Below are 17,012 nucleotides of genomic sequence, written 5' to 3' on the forward strand. Positions count from 1 at the left end.
GTCGCGGTAACCGGTGCCAGCACTGCCGCTCCTTACCCGGCGAGCTAACCTGGAGCCGTGCCCCATCCCCTGTCTCCCACCGAGATCCTCGCTGCCAGCGGCGGCGACAGGTACGTCCAGGCAGCCGTCGGCAACGGGACCGTCGGCGACGCCTGGGCCGCGGACGGCGCGCTCGTCTGGGTGAACGCCTCGCACGGCCGCACCCGGTTCAGCGGGGTCGGCCCGCCGGCGGCCGCCGCGCGGCTGCTCGCCCAGGTGCGTGACCAGGTGCCCGCGGCCACCCGCGCCTCGCTGCCGCGGGGCTGGCTGGCGCACCTGCCCACCACGGTCACCGCGACACCGCTGGCCGACTGGGACTGGCTGTGGACCACGACGCCGCCGCCGCAGCTGGCGGCCGAGGACCGCGCCCGCCGGCTCACCGTCGCCGACCTGCCGGCCGTCCGTACGTTGCTCGAGGAGAGCAGTCCGGGCACGTCCACCTGGCCGGGTGACGACGCCGCCGTGCGCTGGGCCGGCCTGGTGGCCGCCGACGGCAGCCTCGCCGCCTGCCTCGCCGACACCAGCCGCAGCGCCGCCGTCGGGCACATCTCGTCGGTCGCCACCGCGCACGCACACCGCAGGAACGGGTACGGCGCGGCGCTCACCGCCTGGACCACCCGGGGCTTGCTCGCCGAGGGCAAGTCCGCTGTGACCCTCGGCATGTACGCCGACAACGACGCCGCACGCGCGCTCTACCTGCGGCTCGGCTTCGCGTGCGACCACGCGTTCACCGCGGCCGAGCTGACCGGCGACCGTGCGCCGGCGGTCAGCGCTTCCGGCTGCGGTACGGGTACCTGACCTTCACCGTGCCGCTGCGCACGGCGCCGTGCACGTACAGCGTCGGCGCGCCCGGCTGCGGCGGGTCGATCGCCTTGTTCGCCACCGAGCCACTGTGCGTCGCCGCCGACTCGATCCGCACCTGCCAGCCACGCGGCACGATCAGCACGATCGCGCCCGACTTCGTCTCGGCCTCGACGGTGACGTCACCGGCCGGGCGGGCGGCCTCGGTGAAGTCCAGCTTCACCGTCCCGCTCGTCGACCTCGCCATGATGCGCCCTGGCGCGACCCAGCGACCGGTTCGCTTTACGGTGCCGCTGCGGGTCTCCAGCACCAGCGGTTCGGTGCTGGACACCGCCGGCGCGGCCGGTACCAGGTCGGCCACCAGCGGCGTCAGCTCGGCCCGCGTCCTTGCGGCGTAGACCAGGTCGAGCCGCTCGTCCAGCTCGGCGAGGTCGAGCCGGCCGTCGCCGGCGGCGTCGCGGAGCGTCTCCGCCGCCGCATGCCGGTCGGCGTCGGACGCCCGGAGCGACTCGGCGGGCAACCCCTCAGGCGTGGACATCGACTGCTCCCCCGTGGCTTTCTCGGTGTGCACGAAAAGAGCATACGTCCACCGTCAGGGGGCCGCGGGTCAGCCGATGCCGAACAGTTGCAGGATGCCCAGCGTCACCACACCGGCCACAACGATCACGCCGAGGACGTTCGCGAGCACGCCGTTGGTGTGCTCGCGCAGCATGGCACGTCGGTTCATCACGATGATCAGGAAGATCGCGAGCACCGGGAGCGTGAGGCCCGCGGCGTACTGGGTGATCAGGATGACGGCGATCGGTGCCGTCCCGAGCACGGCGAACAGCGTGCCGACGGCCACCACCGTCATCCAGACCGCACGGAACCGCCAGCTGCGCATGTCGCGGCCCCAGCCGAGCACGCCGGTCAGCGCGTACGCGGCACCGAGGGGCGCCGTGATGGCGCTGGTCAGCCCGGCGGCCATGAACCCGAGGCCGAACAGGAACTCCGCGGCCGTGCCGAGGGTCGGCTCCAGCTGACGGGCCATGTCGACGGCGTCCTCCACCGTGTCACCGTGCTGGAAGAACGCGGCCGCGCCGGTGGCGAGGATCGCCGCGGTGATGAGCCCGCCCAGTGTGATCGACACCGACGTGTCCACCCGCGACTCCGACAGCGCCTGCTTCGTCGGCACCGTCGTCGGCCACTTCTCCTGCACCGAGGCGGAGTGCAGGAACAGGTTGTACGGCACGACGGTGCTGCCGATCAGCCCGACCAGCGTGATCAGCGAGCCGGCGGGAACCGAAGGCACGACCAGACCGCGCAGCATCTCCCCCACGTCCGGCCGGACGAGTACGGCGGTGAGCAGGAACACCACGCTCATCAACGCCACAAGCACCACGAGTGTGCGCTCCACGATCTTGTAGCGGCCGATGAACAGCAGCGCAAACACGATGATGCCGGCGACCACGGCCGTCACCTGCGACGGGATACCGGTGAGGATGGTCAGCCCCTGCGAGGCGCCGGTGACGTTGCCGGTCTCGAAGGAGAACCCGCCGACGGCGATGGCCAGCAGCACGAGGACCGCGGCGATCGCCTTCCAGACCGGGTTGGCGAACGCCTGGCGCAGCGCGTCACCGAGCCCGAGGCGGCTGACGATGCCCAGCCGCGCGGTCATCTCCTGCAGGATGATCGTGGCGACGGTGGCGAACACCACCGACCACAGCACGACGAAACCGAAGTTCGCGCCGGCGACGCTCGCCGTGGTCACCGACCCCGGCCCCATGAACGCCGCCATCACGATCAGGCCTGGGCCGAGCGTCTTCCAGCGGCTCCTGGGCGGCGGCGCGACGTCCTGCGATGTCTTCTCCGTGGGCTCGGACATGGGTTCCTCGCTTCATTGCGGAGGGGTCAGGCGTCGGCCACCCGGTTGACCAGTCGCCCCAGTTCGGTGATCTCCCCCGCCACGACGTCGCCCGGCCGCAGGAACCGCGGCGGGTCGAACCCGATGCCGACGCCTGCCGGTGTGCCGGTCGCGAGCACGTCGCCCGGGTGGAGGGTGATGCCGGCCGAGATCGTCGAGACCAGCGTCGGCACGTCGAAGATCAGGTCGCGGGTGTGCCCGTCCTGGCGCAGCTCGTCATTCACCCAGCACCTGATCGTGAGGTCGGCCAGGTCCACCTCGTCCGCGGTGACCGCCCACGGCCCCATCGGGCAGAACGTGTCCAGCGACTTCCCGATGTACCACTGCCGGTGCGCCCGCTGCAGGTCCCTGGCCGTGACGTCGTTGACGATCGTGTAGCCCCAGACGTGCGCGGGCACGTCCGCCGCGGCGATGCCGCGGCCGGTCCTGCCGATGATGACGCCGAGCTCGATCTCGTAGTCCAGTGACTCGGTCAGGTCGAGGTGCGGGTCGATCGGTGCGCCGGGCCCGACGACGCTGCCGGTCGACTTGGTGAACACGATCGGGTGCTCGGGGATCTCGTCGGTCGCGCCCTTGCCGGTGGCGTCGAAGCCGCTACGGGCGAACTCGCCGGAGTGGTCCTGGTAGTTCTTGCCGACGCAGAACACGTCCCTGCGCGGCTGCAGCGGCGCTCTCAGCTCGATGCCGTCCAGCGGCACCGGGTCGGCGGCGAAGACAAGCGCGGGCGCGACGGCCGGCCAGTCCTGGATCAGGCTCAGCAGGTCGCCTGCCGGTTCGAGCAGCGGCCGCACCACCTGCCGCTCGACGTCGACGGCGCCCACCCGGTCGCTGTCCGAGGTGCGGTACGTGACGAGCTTCATCGCCGGCCCTTCACGCGACTCCCCCACCGTCGGCCACTAATGGTCTCGATCGATCTGATTGGTTGACCTTAGCTTTACCGGGATCTTAGGTCAACGCGGCGAGGTCACGCAGCGCCACGGCGGACGGCCGGTAGGATTGGTTGCAATGGTCCAAGGGGTGCCCATGCAGCGACACGACAGCGCGCTCGGCGGTGAGAAGTCCGTCGTCGACCTGGTCGAGCAGGCGATGGCAGAGCTCGCGCCCGGCAGTCGGCTGCCGACCGAGCGGGAGCTCGCCGAGCGCTCGGGACAGAGCCGTACCACCGTGCGGCGCGCGCTGCAGATCCTGGAGGCGCGCGGCGAGATCACCAGGCACGTGGGCCGCGGCACGTTCGTCACGCCGGACTGCCACGGCACCCGGGCCGCCCCGGTCGAGGCCACCAGCCCGGCGGAGATCATGGAGGCCAGGGTCACCCTGGAGCCACTGCTCGTCTCGCTCGCCGCGACCGCCGCCACCCCGCCAGACGTCGCGGAGGTGGAGCGGTGCGCCACCGGCTGCGAGACCGCCGAGGGCCACGACGAGTTCGAGGTGTGGGACGCCGCGTTCCACCGCGCCATCGCCGCCGCGACGCACAACGCGCTGCTGGTGCGGATCTACGACATGATCAACGAGGCGCGCCAGGAGCAGCCGCTGTGGGGCAGCCTGAAGCGCCGCAGCTTCTCCGTGACCCGCCGCGACGAGTACCGCCGCGACCACCGGCAGATAGCCACCGCCCTCGCCGAGCGCGACGCCCCCGCCGCCGCGGACGCCATGCGCGCCCACCTCCGCCGCGTCCGCGGGTACCTGCTCGAGCCCTGACCCGCCGGGCGGCGCGGTCAGCCGGGCTGGGTGGGCTTCGCCGGTGCGTCGACGCCGGCTTCCTTGCGTTGCTGGGCGGTGATCGGCGCCGGTGCGCTGGTCAGCGGGTCGTAGCCGCCGCCGGACTTCGGGAACGCGATGATCTCGCGCAGCGAAGGTGCGCCGGCCAGCAGCATGCAGATGCGGTCCCAGCCGAACGCGATGCCGCCGTGTGGTGGTGGGCCGTACTTGAACGCCTCGAGCAGGAAGCCGAACTTCTCGTTCGCCTGCTCCGCGTCCAGGCCCATCAGGTCGAACACCCGCTGCTGTACGTCCGCCCGGTGGATACGGATCGAGCCGCCACCGATCTCGTGGCCGTTGCAGACCAGGTCGTACGCGTTCGCCAGTGCCTCGCCCGGCGACTCCTCCAGCCGGTCCAGCCACTCCGGCTTCGGCGCGGTGAACGCGTGGTGCACCGCCGTCCAGGTGCCGCCGCCGACGGCGACGTCGTCGGTCTCGCCGGCGAGCTCGAGCAGCGGCGCGTCCACCACCCAGAGGAACGCCCACGCGCTCTCGTCGGCAAGGCCGCGGGTGCGCCCGATCTCCAGCCGCGCCGCGCCGAGCAGCGCACGCGCCTTGCGCGGCTCGTCCGCGGCGAAGAACACCGCGTCGCCCGGCGAGGCGCCGACGGCCTTCGCCAGCCCGGTGCGCTCGTCCTCGGCGAGGTTCTTCGCCACCGGACCGCCGAGGGTGCCGTCGTCGTTCACCACGACGTACGCGAGCCCCTTCGCGCCGCGCGCCCGTGCCCACTCCTGCCAGCCGTCGAACTGCTTGCGGGTCTGGTCCGCGCCGCCCGGCATCACCACGGCGCCGACGTACGGCGCGCGGAACACCCGGAACGGCGTCTCGGCGAAGAACTCGGTCAGCTCCACCAGCTCGAGACCGAAGCGCACGTCCGGCTTGTCGGTGCCGTAGCGCGCCATGGCGTCCGCGTACGTCATCCGCGGGATCGGCCGCGGGATCTCGTGTCCGGCCAGCTCCTGCCACAGCGCGCCGATGACCGCCTCGCCGAGCTCGAGCACGTCGTCCTCCTCGACGAACGACATCTCGATGTCGAGCTGGGTGAACTCCGGCTGCCGGTCGGCGCGGAAGTCCTCGTCCCGGTAGCAGCGGGCGATCTGGTAGTAGCGCTCCATGCCGGCCACCATCAGCAGCTGCTTGAACAGCTGCGGCGACTGCGGCAGCGCGTACCAGGAGCCTGGTCGCAGCCGGGCGGGCACCACGAAGTCGCGTGCGCCCTCAGGCGTCGACCTGGTCATGGTCGGCGTCTCGATCTCCACGAAGTCCCTGCCGTGCAGCACCTCCCTGGCGATCCGGTTCGCCTCGGAACGCAGCCGCAACGCGGCGGCGGGTCCGGGTCGCCGCAGGTCCAGGTAGCGCCACTTCAGCCGGGCTTCCTCGCCGACGTCGACGTGCTCGTCCACCTGGAACGGCAATGGGGCGGCCGCGCTCAGCACGTCCAGCGAACCGGCCTCCACCTCGACCGCGCCCGTCGGCAGCGCCGGGTTCTCGTTGCCCTCCGGCCGGCGCGCGACCGTGCCGGTCACCGCGATGCAGTACTCGTTGCGCAGCTCGCCTGCGGTCGCGGCGACGTCCGCGGCGCGGAACACCACCTGCGCGACACCGCTGGCGTCCCTGAGGTCGACGAAGATGACGCCACCGTGGTCGCGGCGGTGCGCTACCCACCCGGCCAGGGTGACGGTGTCGCCCACGTGCTGCACACGCAGCGATCCGGCGTCGTGGGTGCGGATCACGGTTCTCTCCTCGGGTCGGTCGGAAGCGGCGGCACCGCTAGCTCGTGATGGTCGGCCACAGGTCGTCGTCCGGCGGGCTCCAGCTGGCCGGGTCGGCCGGCATCTGGTCACCGCTCCTGATGTCCTTCACCTCGTCGCCGTCGGCGCCGGGGAACCAAACGTACGGGATGCCGCGCCGGTCCGCGTACCTGATCTGCTTGCCGTACTTCGCCGCGTTCGGCGCGACCTCCGTCGCGATGCCCCGGCGGCGCAGGGTCATCGCCGTGCGCATGCAGGCGGCGCGAGCGTCCTCGTCCGGTAGGGCGACGAGCACGCAGGTGGGCACCTGCCTGGAGGCACGCACGACCTCCTTGCCCACCAGCCGGCCGAGCAGCCGGCTCACCCCGATGGACAGGCCGATGCCGGGGTAGCTGGCGCCTTCGGTGCTCGCCAGGTTGTCGTAGCGGCCGCCTGAGCACACCGAGCCGAGGTCCTCGTGCCCGACCAGCGTGCTCTCGTAGACGGTGCCGGTGTAGTAGTCCAGGCCGCGCGCGATCTTCAGGTCGGCGACGACGGCACCGGGCGCGTGCTCCCGCACGCCCTCGACGACCCGCACCAGCTCGTCCAGCCCCTCGTCGAGCAGCGGGTGCTCGGCGCCGAGTGCCCGCACCGCGTCCACGAACGACGCGTCCTCGGTACGGATCTCGGCCAGCGACAGGCACGCCTCGGCCTGCTTGTCGGTCAGGCCGACGTCGGTCGTCAGCGCGTCCTTCACCCCGGCAGGCCCGATCTTGTCGAGCTTGTCCACGATGCGCAGCACGCCCATCGGGTCCTCGACGCCGATGCCGCGGTAGAAGCCCTCCGCGAGCTTGCGGTTGTTCGCGTGGATGCGCACCGGCGGCAGCGGCAGCGCCGCGAGCGCGTCCGCGATCACCAGCGGCAGCTCCACCTCGTAGTGCAGCGGCAGCGTGTCCCTCGCGACGATGTCCACGTCCGCCTGCAGGAACTCGCGGTACCTGCCCTCCTGCGGCCGCTCCCCGCGCCACGCCTTCTGGATCTGGTACCTGCGGAACGGGAAGTCGAGCTTGCCGGCGTTCTCCAGCACGTACCTGGCGAACGGCACCGTCAGGTCGAAGTGCAGCGCGAGCGCGTCCTCCTCGGCCTCACCGGGGTCGGCGTGCAGCCGCCGGACGACGTAGACCTCCTTGTCCACCTCGCCCTTGCTGAGCAGCACCGAGAGCGGCTCCACCGCCCGGGTCTCGATGGACGCGAAGCCGTGCAGCTCGAAGACTCGTTGCAGCGTGTCGAGTACCTGCTGCTCGACTATCCGATCGGCGGGCAACCACTCGGGGAAGCCGGACAACCGGGTCGGTCTGGACATGACTGGGGAACTCCTCGACGAACGGGTGAGACGTGGCTGCGCGTCAGCCGGCGGCGCCGGCATCCGCATCGCCGTCGGGCAGGTCCTGCAGGAACGGGTTCGCCTGCCGCTCCCTGCCGATGGTGGTCTGCGGACCGTGGCCGGGAAGTACGGCCATGGTGTCCGGCAGCGTCAGTACCTTTTTACGCAGCGTGTGCAACATGGTCGCATGGTCGCCGCCGGGCAGGTCGGTGCGGCCGATGGAACCGGCGAACAGCACGTCGCCGGACAGGCACACCTCGGGGATGTCCTCGACCGCGGGCAGCCGGAACATCACCGAGCCCCTGGTGTGCCCAGGTGCGTGGTCCACGGTGATCTCCAGGCCGGCCAGCTGAACCGCCTCGCCGTCGGCCAGCGGCTTGACGTCGGAAGGCTCGCTCCAGTCCAGGCCGCCGAGCATCGCGACCATGTCAGCGGAGAGGCCGCGCTCGGGCCGTTCCAGCAGCGCACAGTCGTCCGGATGCACGTAGGCCGGCACGCCCTTGGCTCCGCACACCGGCGTGACGGAGAAGGTGTGGTCGAGGTGGCCGTGCGTCAGCAGCACGGCCACCGGCCGCAGCCGGTGTTCGGCGAGCACCTCGTCGAGGCGTCCGCTGACCCCGTACCCAGGGTCGACGATGACGCACTCCTCTCCCGCAGCCGGTGCGATCACGTAGCAGTTCGTGTCGAACGCTTCCGCGGGGAAGCCGGCGATCAGCACGTCGCCCCTTTCTGCTGGACGCTGGCGGGCTCTCCCCTCGACCCGCTACTGTCCCCCGAGCCGGGTGCCCACCACCTCGAGCGTACCGACGGTGGTCACGGCGCTGCGACCGAGTTCCGGTGGCCGCGCGGGTTACGGCCGAGCATCAACCCCGGCGGCGTGCGCACCGGCCCAGGCTGGCCGGTTACCATGCCGGGACCTGAGGATTTCCGCAGAGCGTGACGGATGGAGGCAGCGGGTGCCTGGCAAGGAGCGACGCAAGCAGGTCGAGCGCGAACGCTATCAGCGCCAGCTTGCCCGCCGGATGCGCAAGGACGAACGCAATCGCACGATCAAGGCGGTTGTGGCGTCGGTAGCCATCGTCGTCGTCATCGTCGGTGGTATGGGTGCCCTTGCCTACGCGATCTCCAAGGACGAGAAGGACCCGGAGGCGATGCCGACCAAGGACTCGCCGAAGCCCAAGCAGAACACCTCGGCGGCGGCGAAGCCGAACGAGTGCGCGTACCAGGAGGTACCTGCGCAGGGCGGCCAGCTGAAGGATGTCGGCACGCCGCCGAAGAAGAAGGTGAAGAAGGACCGCACCGCGACGGTCGCGACGAACCGCGGCAACCTACGGGTTTCGCTGTTCGGTGAGAAGGCGCCGTGCACGGTGAACTCGTTCAGCTACCTCGCGGGTAAGAAGTTCTTCGACAACACGAGTTGTCACCGCGTCGTCAACAAAGGGTTCTACGTCTTGCAGTGCGGCAAACCGGCCGGCAAAGCTCAGGGCCCCAGCTACCAGTACGGCACGGAGAACGTCAGCACCAAGGGCATGAAGAAGGGCGAGAGCCTGTACAAGAAGGGCGTGCTCGCGATGGCGAACAGCGGCACGCCGGACAGCAACGGCAGCCAGTTCTTCATCGTCTACAAGGAGTCCGACCTGCCGCCGCAATACACGGTCTTCGGCCAGGTCACCGGCGGAATGGGTATGGTCGAGCAGGTCGGCAAGGCGGGCCCGACGAAGGAAGATCCGCAGGTCGGCGGCGGACCGCCGAAGAAGAAGGTGACGATCGAGAAGGTCTCGGTCAGCAAGTGAGAGGGCGATAGGTAGGTACGGTGACCAGCGACCCGTGGGGCCGCGTCGACGACGACGGCACTGTCTACGTGCGCACCTCGAAGGTTGAACGCGTCGTCGGATCCTGGCAAGCCGGCTCTCCCGAGGAGGCCCTCGCCTTCTTCCACCGCAAGTTCGACGAGCTCCGTACCGAGGTCGAGCTGATCGAGCAGCGCCTCGGCAGCGGCGCGCTCTCGCCCGAGCACGCGACCAAGCAGGCCGACCACTTGGCGGAGGCGATCGAGTCCACGGCCGCCGTCGGCGACCTGGACTCGCTGGCGGCGCGGGTGGAAGCGCTGCGCCCGGCCATCGAGGAACGCCGTGCGGCGATGCGTCAGCAGCGGGAGCAGCACAAGGACGAGGTCAGGCAGCAGAAGGAAGCACTGGTCACCGAGGCCGAGGAGATCGCCGACTCCGGCACCAGGTGGAAGGCAGGCGGTAACAGGCTCCGCGAGCTGGTGGACACCTGGAAGACCCTGGAGCGGCTGGACAAGACGACCGACCAGGCGCTGTGGAAGCGCCTCGCGACCGCCCGTAACACGTTCGCCAAGCGTCGCCGCAAGTACTTCCAGGAGCTGGCCAGCCACCACGACGAGGCGCGGGAGGCCAAGGAGCGGCTGGTGCGCGAGGCGGAGAGCCTCGCCGACGCCACCGACTGGGGCCCGGTCTCCGGCCGGTTCCGCGACCTGATGAACGAGTGGCGCGCCGCGGGCCGGGCCGAGCGCAGCGTCGACCAGGAGTTGTGGACCAGGTTCAAGGCCGCCCAGGACACCTTCTTCGGCGCCCGCGCGGAGGCGTTCGCGCAGCGCGACGCCGAGCAGAGCGCCAACCTGGAGCGCAAGACGACGCTGGTCGAGGAGGCGGAGAAGCTGCTCCCGATCACCGACCTCGCCACGGCGCGCAGCGCGCTGCGCGACATCAGGGACAGGTGGAACACCGAGGGGCACGTACCGCGCAGTGACCGCGCCAGGGTCGAGGGCCGGCTCCGTAAGGTCGAGGACGCGGTGCGGGCCGCCGAGGAGCGGGAGTGGCAGCGCACCAACCCGGAGGCCAGGGCCCGCGCCGAGGCCACCGTCGCGCAGCTGCGGGAGTCGATCGCCAAGCTGGAGAGCAGCGCGGAGAAGGCCCGCGAACGGGGCAAGGAGCGCGAGGCCGAGGAGGCGAAGAACGCCGCCGAGACCAAGCGCGAGTGGCTGGCCGAGGCCGAACGCACCCTCGCAGAGTTCAGCTGACGTCCGTCCGACCGGCCGGGTGCGGCCAACATGTCATGTCAACCCGGTACACCCTCTGGGAGTCTGCACCATATATGCGCCCGCGCCCCAGCGGGCGATGACTCGAGGAGGGGCCGATGCACCCCAGCAGACCGTTGTCAGCGGTACTCGGCGCAGCTGCACTCGCGATGCTCGTCAGCACCACAGCTCACGCGGCGCCGGCCGACACGGCCCAGCCCTGGGACTTCGACGGCGACGGCTACCCGGAGACCGTGACCGCGCACCGGAACGCGGACGTCGACGGGGTGACCCGGGCCGGCGCGGTCGCGGTGTTCGCCGGCACCCCGGACGGGCCGACCCGCACCGACCCGGTGCGGCTCGTGCAGGGCAGCGGGCACGTGCCCGGCTCACCGGAGGCGTACCGCCAGTTCGGCAACGCGGTCACCTCCGGCGACTACGACGCCGACGGCTACGCCGACCTCGCCGTCTGCACCAGCGGTGTGCGGTCGGGGGTGGGTGACATCGGCGTGCTGTTCGGCGGCGCCGACGGGTTCGCCGCCGGTGTCGCGCTGAACCTGCCGGACCTGTCGTTCCCCGGCTGTCGGTCGTCCGCCACCGCGGACATGGACCAGGACGGCTACGACGACCTGGTGCTCGGCGGCAGCGAGCTCGGCTGGGCCGCCGGCAGCGCGGACGCCCGCGACCAGGAGAGAGCTGGCCGGTCGAGGTGCTCGACCGCAGCACCGAGGAGGGTGTCAGCGGCGTGGCCGCCGGCGACCTGACCGGCGACGGCCGTCCCGACCTGGCGTACACCCTCTTCGGCAGCGAGGAGGAGGCGTACCTGCGGACGATGCTCAGCGAGCCGGACGGGCACACGGCCGGCGACGGTCGCACGTTCAGCCCTGCCCAGCTCCGGGTCGCCGTCGGCGACGTCAACGGTGACGGCCAGGCCGAGCTGGCGGTCGGCAATTCGGGCACTGCCCGCCATCGGGGCCGGGTGGAGATCTTCCCCGGCCGTGCCACCGGGCCGAACCTGGACGGGGCCAGGCAGGAGATCAACCAGAGCACGTCCGGGGTGCCGGGCACCGGCGAGGACAACGACGAGTTCGGCGACAGCGTCACCCTGCACGACGTCGACGACGACGGGTACGCGGACATCGCCATCGGGGTGCCTGGCGAGGACATCGGCCGCGTCGTCGACGCCGGCCGCATCGTCACCATCCCGGGCAGCGCACGCGGCCTGGCCACCGGCCGGACGACCGGGATCAACCAGGGCACACCGGACATCCCAGGCAGTGTAGAGCGAGGCGACGAGTTCGGCGGCTACGTCGACTACCGTGCCGGCACCGCCGCCGGCGCCGTCGGCCTGATGGTGGGCGCCCCCGGCGAGGACTCCGGCGAAGGCCGCACCTACGTCCTCGGCGACGACCAGGCCTGGTGGTTCAAGCCGAGCCACGCCGGCATCGAGGTCTAGGCCGCCCCGGCACAGGGCCAGCCACGCGAACAGCGCGGCTGGCCCACCGGGGTCACCCACCCGCGGCAGGCAGGGGCTCCGGTAGGTCCTGGACTCCAGCGTTCGCCGAGCAGGTCGGCGTACCCGCTGAGGAGTTCGCCCGGCCTGTGACTACCTCGCTTCCCCAGAACTACGCCGGGAGATCCACGGCACGTTTCCGGGTGTCGAGAATGTGGTGCTGGCTCCGTCCTTGGTGCACCAGTGGCCACGACGGGCCGCGCGACGAAGAAGGAGAACCACCATGACGATTCAGCGGATGGACAACGTCGGCATTGTCGTCGACGACCTTGAGACTGCCATTGCGTTCTACACCGAACTTGGCATGGAGCTGGAGGGTAAGGCTCCGATCGAGGGGCGTTGGGCGGCACGTGTCGTCGGGCTGGACGACCAACGAGTCGAGGTGGCGATGATGCGGACCCCGGACGGCCATGGGCGGATCGAGCTGGCAAAGTACCACACGCCGAAGGCCATCAGCGGCGTGCCGGCGGACGCCCCGGCGAACACGCTGGGCATTCGCCGCGTCATGTTCGCGGTCGACGACATCGATGACACGGTCGCCCGCCTGAGCACTCACGGCGCCGAACTCGTCGGTGAGGTGGCGCGGTACGAGGACAGCTACCGGCTCTGCTACGTCCGCGGCCCGGAGGGCATCGTCGTCGGCCTGGCCGAGCAGATCAGCTGACGGTCCGCGCGGCCGACCTGCGATGGACCGGGAACGACGACGGGAGGAGTAACCGTGCGACCGGACGAGATCACCGAGGTACTGAACCGACCGATCAGTCAGGAGCTGCTGGCTCGCGACGTGACCCGCTTGGCCTACGTCGCCAAGGACAGCACACCTCGCAATGTCCCGATCATCTTTACCTGGAACGGCTCGGAGATCGTCATGTGCACATCGAAGAACGCTCCGAAGCTTCAGGCCGTGAGCGAGAACCCGATGGTTGCCCTGACGATCGACACCGAGGTGCACCCGCCCAAGATCCTGCTCATCCGGGGTCGGGCCGAGCTGGACTTCGTCGCTGGCATCCCGGACGAGTACCTCCAGGCGACCAGCACCTACCAGATGACCCCCGAGCAGCGGGTCGAGTGGGAGGCGGAGGTACGTTCGCTCTACCACGACGGCATGGTCCGCGTCGTCGTGACCCCGAACTGGGCGAAGCTGATCGACTTCGAGACGACTCTGCCGAGCGTGGTCGAGGAGCTGGTCCGGCAGCGGGAGGAGCATCAGCACCGCTGAGCGGTACGCGGAGGCTGTGAAGTCCGCCAGAAAATTTCGCGATGGGATGTCGAGAACCCGCCCGCGGCTCCGTCCCCGACATGAACACGGCCACAATGGGCCGTACCTCACCAAGGAGAACATGATGGCCAAGTACCTGCTGCTCAAGCACTACCGGGGCGCGCCGGCACCGGTCAACGACGTGCCGATGGACCAGTGGACGCCGGAGGAGATCTCGGCCTACGTGCAGTACATGCAGGACTTCGCCGCTCGGCTCGAGGGCACCGGCGAGTTCGTCGACAGTCAGGCGCTCTCCCCGGAGGGCACGTTCGTCCGTCACGACGGCGAGGGGCGGCCGCCGGTCACCGACGGCCCGTTCGCGGAGACCAAGGACCTGATCGCCGGCTGGATGGTGATCGACGTCGAGACCTACGAGCGGGCGCTCGAGCTTGCCGGCGAGCTGTCGGCGGCTCCGGGTGCGGGTGGCAAGCCCATCCACGAGTGGCTCGAGCTGCGCCCGTTCTACGCCGAGCAGCCCACGGTCACCGAGTGAACGAGTCGCTGCTGCGGGAGCTGGTGCCCGCGGTGATCGGTGTCCTCGTCCGTCGCGGAGCTGACTTCGCGGTGGCCGAGGACGCCGTGCAGGACGCCCTGGTCGAGGCCGTGCGGGTGTGGCCGGACGACTCGCCGCGGGACCCCAAGGGCTGGCTGGTCACCGTGGCCTGGCGCAAGTTCCTCGACGCCGTCCGCGCCGATACCTCGCGACGGCACCGCGAGGTACGCGGCGAGACCGAACCCGTGCCCGGCCAGGGCGAGGCGGTGGACGACACGCTCCAGCTGTACTTCCTGTGCGCGCACCCCTCCCTGACACCGGCCTCGTCCGTCGCGCTCACGCTGCGCGCGGTCGGCGGCCTGACCACGCGTCAGATCGCACAGGCCTACCTCGTGCCGGAGGCGACCATGGCCCAGCGGATCAGCCGGGCCAAGCGGACCGTCTCGGGCGTCCGGTTCGACCAGTCCGGTGACGTCGCCACAGTGCTGCGCGTGCTCTACCTGGTCTTCAACGAGGGCTACTCAGGCGACGTCGACCTCGCCGCCGAGGCAATCCGGCTCACTCGCCAACTGGCGGCCAAGACTCAGCATGAGGAGGTCGCGGGCCTGCTGGCGCTCATGCTGCTGCACCACGCACGGCGCCCGGCACGGACCGGCTCCGACGGCAGGCTCGTGCCGCTTGCCGAGCAGGACCGCGGCCTGTGGAACACCCAACTGATCACCGAGGGCGTCGACGTGCTCCAGACGGCCCTCGCCCGCGACCGCCTGGGCGAGTTCCAGGCCCAGGCGGCCATCGCCGCGCTGCACGCCGACGCCCCGACGGCCGAGGAGACCGACTGGGTGCAGATCGTCGAGTGGTACGACGAACTGGTGCGCCTCACCGACAGCCCGGTGGCCCGCCTCAACCGGGCCGTCGCGGTCGGCGAGGCCGACGGCCCGCGCGCCGGCCTGGCCGCCCTGGCGGAACTCGACCCCGCCCTGCCCCGCCACACCGCCGTCGCGGCGTACCTGCACGAGCGTGACGGTGACCCAGTGACCGCGGCACGCCTCTACGCGGAAGCCGCCCGATCAGCACCCAACCTGGGGTGCTGGTAACGGCGCTGTCACCAGCCCCAATAGCGGGCGGTGGCAAGTAGTTGTGAACTTTGCGGGAATGATTGCGGTGCATGGAGCCGACCGAGGTTGACGTTGACGAGCTGATCGAGTTCTGGACCCTGTTGGATGAGGATCGAGAGCTGCTCGCCGGTAGGCGGGGCGCCACAGCGCTGGGTTTCGCGGTGCTGTTGAAGCACTACAGCCGACACGGCCGTTTCCCACGCGGACGTTCGGAGGTGTCGGACGACGTCATCGTGTTTGTCGCTGGACAGCTCGGCGTCGACGCCGCGGACCTCGGGTCCTACGAGTGGTCGGGCAGCACGATCGAGTATCACCGCGCCCAGATCCGGGACCATCTCGGCTATCGCGTTGCGACCGTCGCGGATCAGGAGAAGCTGACGGGTTGGCTGTCGGAGGCCGTCGCGCACGCGGAGCGGCGGCCTGATCGTGTCCGTGAGGAGCTGCTGGCCGAGTTCCGGCGGCTACGGATCGAGCCGCCGACAGCTGGCCGGATACTGCGGATGGTTCGTTCGGCCCTGCGCTCAGCCGAACAGACCTGGGCGTTGCGGATCGCCGGACGCCTGGATCCATCGGCGACGGGCCGGCTGCTCAACTTGATTGCAACCAGTGAGGATGACGAGCCCGGCGACGTCGACGAAGGGGCCGCGTCTTTGTTAGCCCTGATCAAGGCTAGCCCGGGCAACGTGAGCTTGGAGTCGATGATGACCGAGATCGGGAAGCTCCAGGCGGTCCGGGCGTTGGACCTTCCGGCTGGGCTGTTCGCCGACGTCGCCCCCAAAGTCCTCGATGGCTGGCGGGCCAGGGCCGCAGCGGAGGCACCGTCGCATCTACGCCGTCACGCACAACCATTGACGGTGACGTTGCTGGCGGCGCTGGTGCATCGGCGGGAACGCGAGATCACCGACACACTGGTCGAGCTGTTGGTCGCCACCGTGCACCGGATCGGCGCCCGGGCCGAACGCAGGGTCACCAACGAGCTGATCAACGCGTTCAAGAAGGTGACCGGCAAGGAGAACATCCTCTTCGCCATCGCCGAGGCGGCGCTGGCTGCCCCTGATGACGCTGTCCGGGAGGTGGTGTTCCCAGCGGTGACTGGCGGGGAACAGACGCTGCGGGAGCTGGTGCACGAGTTCAAGACCAAGGGGCCGGTGTACCGGCGGACAGTGCAGACCACCCTGCGGGCCTCCTATACCGGGCACTACCGCCGCGGGTTGATCGCCCTGCTGGACGTGCTGGAGTTCCGCAGCAACAACACCACCCACCGGCCGGTCATCGACGCCCTGGCACTGGTCACTCGATACGCCAAGGCCGGCAACCTCACCTACTACCCGCTCGGCGAGACGGTGCCATCGCATCGAGGAACGATCGGGGACTGGTCGGACCTGGTCTACCGGGCCGACACCCGCGGCCGGGCCCGGGTGACGCGGATGGTCTACGAGGTCGTCACGTTCCAGGCGCTGCGCGAGCAGCTGCGCTGCAAGGAGATCTGGGTAGTCGGCGCCGACTCCTGGCGCAATCCCGACGAAGACCTACCGGCTGACTTCGAGCAACGCCGCGAGGAGAACTATGGCGAGCTACGAAAGCCACTGGACCCGAGCGTGTTCATCCACGATCTGCGCAGCGAGATGACCGCCGCCCTGGACGACCTGAACACCGCGGTACCGGGCCTTGAGTGGCTCGACATCACCGACCGCGCCTCGGGTGCGATCACGCTGTCCAGATACGAAGCGGCACCCGAGCCACGCAACCTGCGGCGTATCAAGGCCGAGGTGCAGCGCCGCTGGGGAACGAGGATGTCCCGAGTTCCGTTGAACTTCGGTGGCGGCCCCGAGGTGATCGTGTCCCGCGTCAAGGAGTTGGCAGGATTTCCTTGACTTGAAAGGTCGGGATCTTCGGGTCGGCCAGGCCCAGGTGCACCTCCTTGGGCCGGTTGAAGGCGATGGCCTCGTGTGGCCTGATCGCGTTGTACTCGATGCGG

18 protein-coding genes are annotated in these 17,012 nt (G+C 70.3%); 11 read left to right on the plus strand and 7 right to left on the minus strand.

Annotated features, from left to right (window positions below; all coding sequences use genetic code 11):
- The first annotated feature begins 57 nt into the window (after nucleotides 1-57).
- The gene (locus tag GEV07_01135; GenBank protein MQA01369.1) at nucleotides 58-837 is read left to right on the plus strand and encodes a GNAT family N-acetyltransferase; all 780 of its coding nucleotides are present in this window, start codon (nucleotides 58-60) and stop codon (nucleotides 835-837) included.
- On the opposite strand, the gene GEV07_01140 is transcribed toward GEV07_01135, so the two are convergent.
- From GEV07_01140 to GEV07_01150, 3 genes are read right to left on the minus strand one after another with little or no spacing between them, the layout of a single operon-like run.
- Nucleotides 806-1,411 (minus strand): DUF1707 domain-containing protein, encoded by a 606-nt coding sequence (locus GEV07_01140; protein MQA01370.1) that lies wholly within the window; start codon nucleotides 1,409-1,411, stop codon nucleotides 806-808. The genes GEV07_01135 and GEV07_01140 overlap by 32 nt on opposite strands.
- Before the next feature lie 36 nt (nucleotides 1,412-1,447).
- Nucleotides 1,448-2,704, minus strand: coding sequence for a divalent metal cation transporter (locus GEV07_01145; GenBank protein MQA01371.1), 1,257 nt, complete (start codon nucleotides 2,702-2,704; stop codon nucleotides 1,448-1,450).
- Between the two features lie 26 nt (nucleotides 2,705-2,730).
- Nucleotides 2,731-3,603, minus strand: coding sequence for a hydrolase (locus tag GEV07_01150; protein MQA01372.1), 873 nt, complete (start codon nucleotides 3,601-3,603; stop codon nucleotides 2,731-2,733).
- Between the two features lie 145 nt (nucleotides 3,604-3,748).
- On the opposite strand from GEV07_01150, the gene GEV07_01155 reads away from it, so the two are divergent.
- Nucleotides 3,749-4,441: an FCD domain-containing protein gene (locus GEV07_01155; GenBank protein ID MQA01373.1), complete on the plus strand. Its 693-nt coding sequence runs from the start codon at nucleotides 3,749-3,751 to the stop codon at nucleotides 4,439-4,441.
- A gap of 17 nt (nucleotides 4,442-4,458) precedes the next feature.
- Here the strand turns inward: GEV07_01155 and aspS are convergent, their stop codons facing one another.
- Genes aspS through GEV07_01170 form a run of 3 tightly spaced genes read right to left on the minus strand, consistent with a single transcriptional unit; the run spans nucleotide 4,459 to nucleotide 8,333 of the window.
- Entirely contained in the window at nucleotides 4,459-6,234 is a 1,776-nt protein-coding gene (aspS, locus tag GEV07_01160) for an aspartate--tRNA ligase (GenBank protein ID MQA01374.1), read from the minus strand.
- A 37-nt stretch (nucleotides 6,235-6,271) separates the two neighbouring features.
- The gene (locus GEV07_01165; protein MQA01375.1) at nucleotides 6,272-7,594 is read right to left on the minus strand and encodes a histidine--tRNA ligase; all 1,323 of its coding nucleotides are present in this window, start codon (nucleotides 7,592-7,594) and stop codon (nucleotides 6,272-6,274) included.
- A gap of 43 nt (nucleotides 7,595-7,637) precedes the next feature.
- Nucleotides 7,638-8,333 (minus strand): MBL fold metallo-hydrolase, encoded by a 696-nt coding sequence (locus tag GEV07_01170; GenBank protein MQA01376.1) that lies wholly within the window; start codon nucleotides 8,331-8,333, stop codon nucleotides 7,638-7,640.
- Nucleotides 8,334-8,571: 238 nt separating this feature from the next.
- Here GEV07_01170 and GEV07_01175 point away from each other — a divergent pair, with 238 nt between their 5' ends.
- The 9 genes from GEV07_01175 (at nucleotide 8,572) to GEV07_01215 (ending at nucleotide 16,908) form a co-directional block, all read left to right on the plus strand.
- Nucleotides 8,572-9,408: a peptidylprolyl isomerase gene (locus tag GEV07_01175; GenBank protein MQA01377.1), complete on the plus strand. Its 837-nt coding sequence runs from the start codon at nucleotides 8,572-8,574 to the stop codon at nucleotides 9,406-9,408.
- A 20-nt stretch (nucleotides 9,409-9,428) separates the two neighbouring features.
- Complete coding sequence (locus tag GEV07_01180) at nucleotides 9,429-10,658, plus strand: DUF349 domain-containing protein (protein ID MQA01378.1); 1,230 nt, start codon at nucleotides 9,429-9,431, stop codon at nucleotides 10,656-10,658.
- Between the two features lie 116 nt (nucleotides 10,659-10,774).
- A complete protein-coding gene (locus tag GEV07_01185; protein ID MQA01379.1) occupies nucleotides 10,775-11,419 on the plus strand; it encodes a hypothetical protein in 645 nt (214 codons plus the stop codon).
- The gene (locus tag GEV07_01190) at nucleotides 11,365-12,111 is read left to right on the plus strand and encodes a hypothetical protein (GenBank protein MQA01380.1); all 747 of its coding nucleotides are present in this window, start codon (nucleotides 11,365-11,367) and stop codon (nucleotides 12,109-12,111) included. The genes GEV07_01185 and GEV07_01190 overlap by 55 nt, the downstream gene beginning before the upstream one ends.
- Before the next feature lie 280 nt (nucleotides 12,112-12,391).
- Complete coding sequence (locus GEV07_01195; GenBank protein MQA01381.1) at nucleotides 12,392-12,832, plus strand: VOC family protein; 441 nt, start codon at nucleotides 12,392-12,394, stop codon at nucleotides 12,830-12,832.
- Between the two features lie 54 nt (nucleotides 12,833-12,886).
- The gene (locus tag GEV07_01200) at nucleotides 12,887-13,387 is read left to right on the plus strand and encodes a pyridoxamine 5-phosphate oxidase (GenBank protein ID MQA01382.1); all 501 of its coding nucleotides are present in this window, start codon (nucleotides 12,887-12,889) and stop codon (nucleotides 13,385-13,387) included.
- A gap of 124 nt (nucleotides 13,388-13,511) precedes the next feature.
- Complete coding sequence (locus GEV07_01205) at nucleotides 13,512-13,919, plus strand: hypothetical protein (GenBank protein ID MQA01383.1); 408 nt, start codon at nucleotides 13,512-13,514, stop codon at nucleotides 13,917-13,919.
- The gene (locus GEV07_01210; GenBank protein MQA01384.1) at nucleotides 13,916-15,013 is read left to right on the plus strand and encodes an RNA polymerase subunit sigma-24; all 1,098 of its coding nucleotides are present in this window, start codon (nucleotides 13,916-13,918) and stop codon (nucleotides 15,011-15,013) included. Before GEV07_01205 ends, GEV07_01210 begins: the two co-directional genes overlap by 4 nt.
- Nucleotides 15,014-15,084: 71 nt before the next feature.
- Nucleotides 15,085-16,908: a DUF4158 domain-containing protein gene (locus tag GEV07_01215; GenBank protein MQA01385.1), complete on the plus strand. Its 1,824-nt coding sequence runs from the start codon at nucleotides 15,085-15,087 to the stop codon at nucleotides 16,906-16,908.
- Here the strand turns inward: GEV07_01215 and GEV07_01220 are convergent.
- Nucleotides 16,883-17,012, minus strand: a 130-nt coding sequence (locus tag GEV07_01220; GenBank protein ID MQA01386.1) for a transposase, incomplete at its 5' end; no start/stop codon positions are given. The genes GEV07_01215 and GEV07_01220 overlap by 26 nt on opposite strands.

It is taken from the genome of Streptosporangiales bacterium, from assembly GCA_009379825.1.
In the GTDB taxonomy this organism is placed as follows: Bacteria; Actinomycetota; Actinomycetes; order Streptosporangiales; family WHST01; genus WHST01.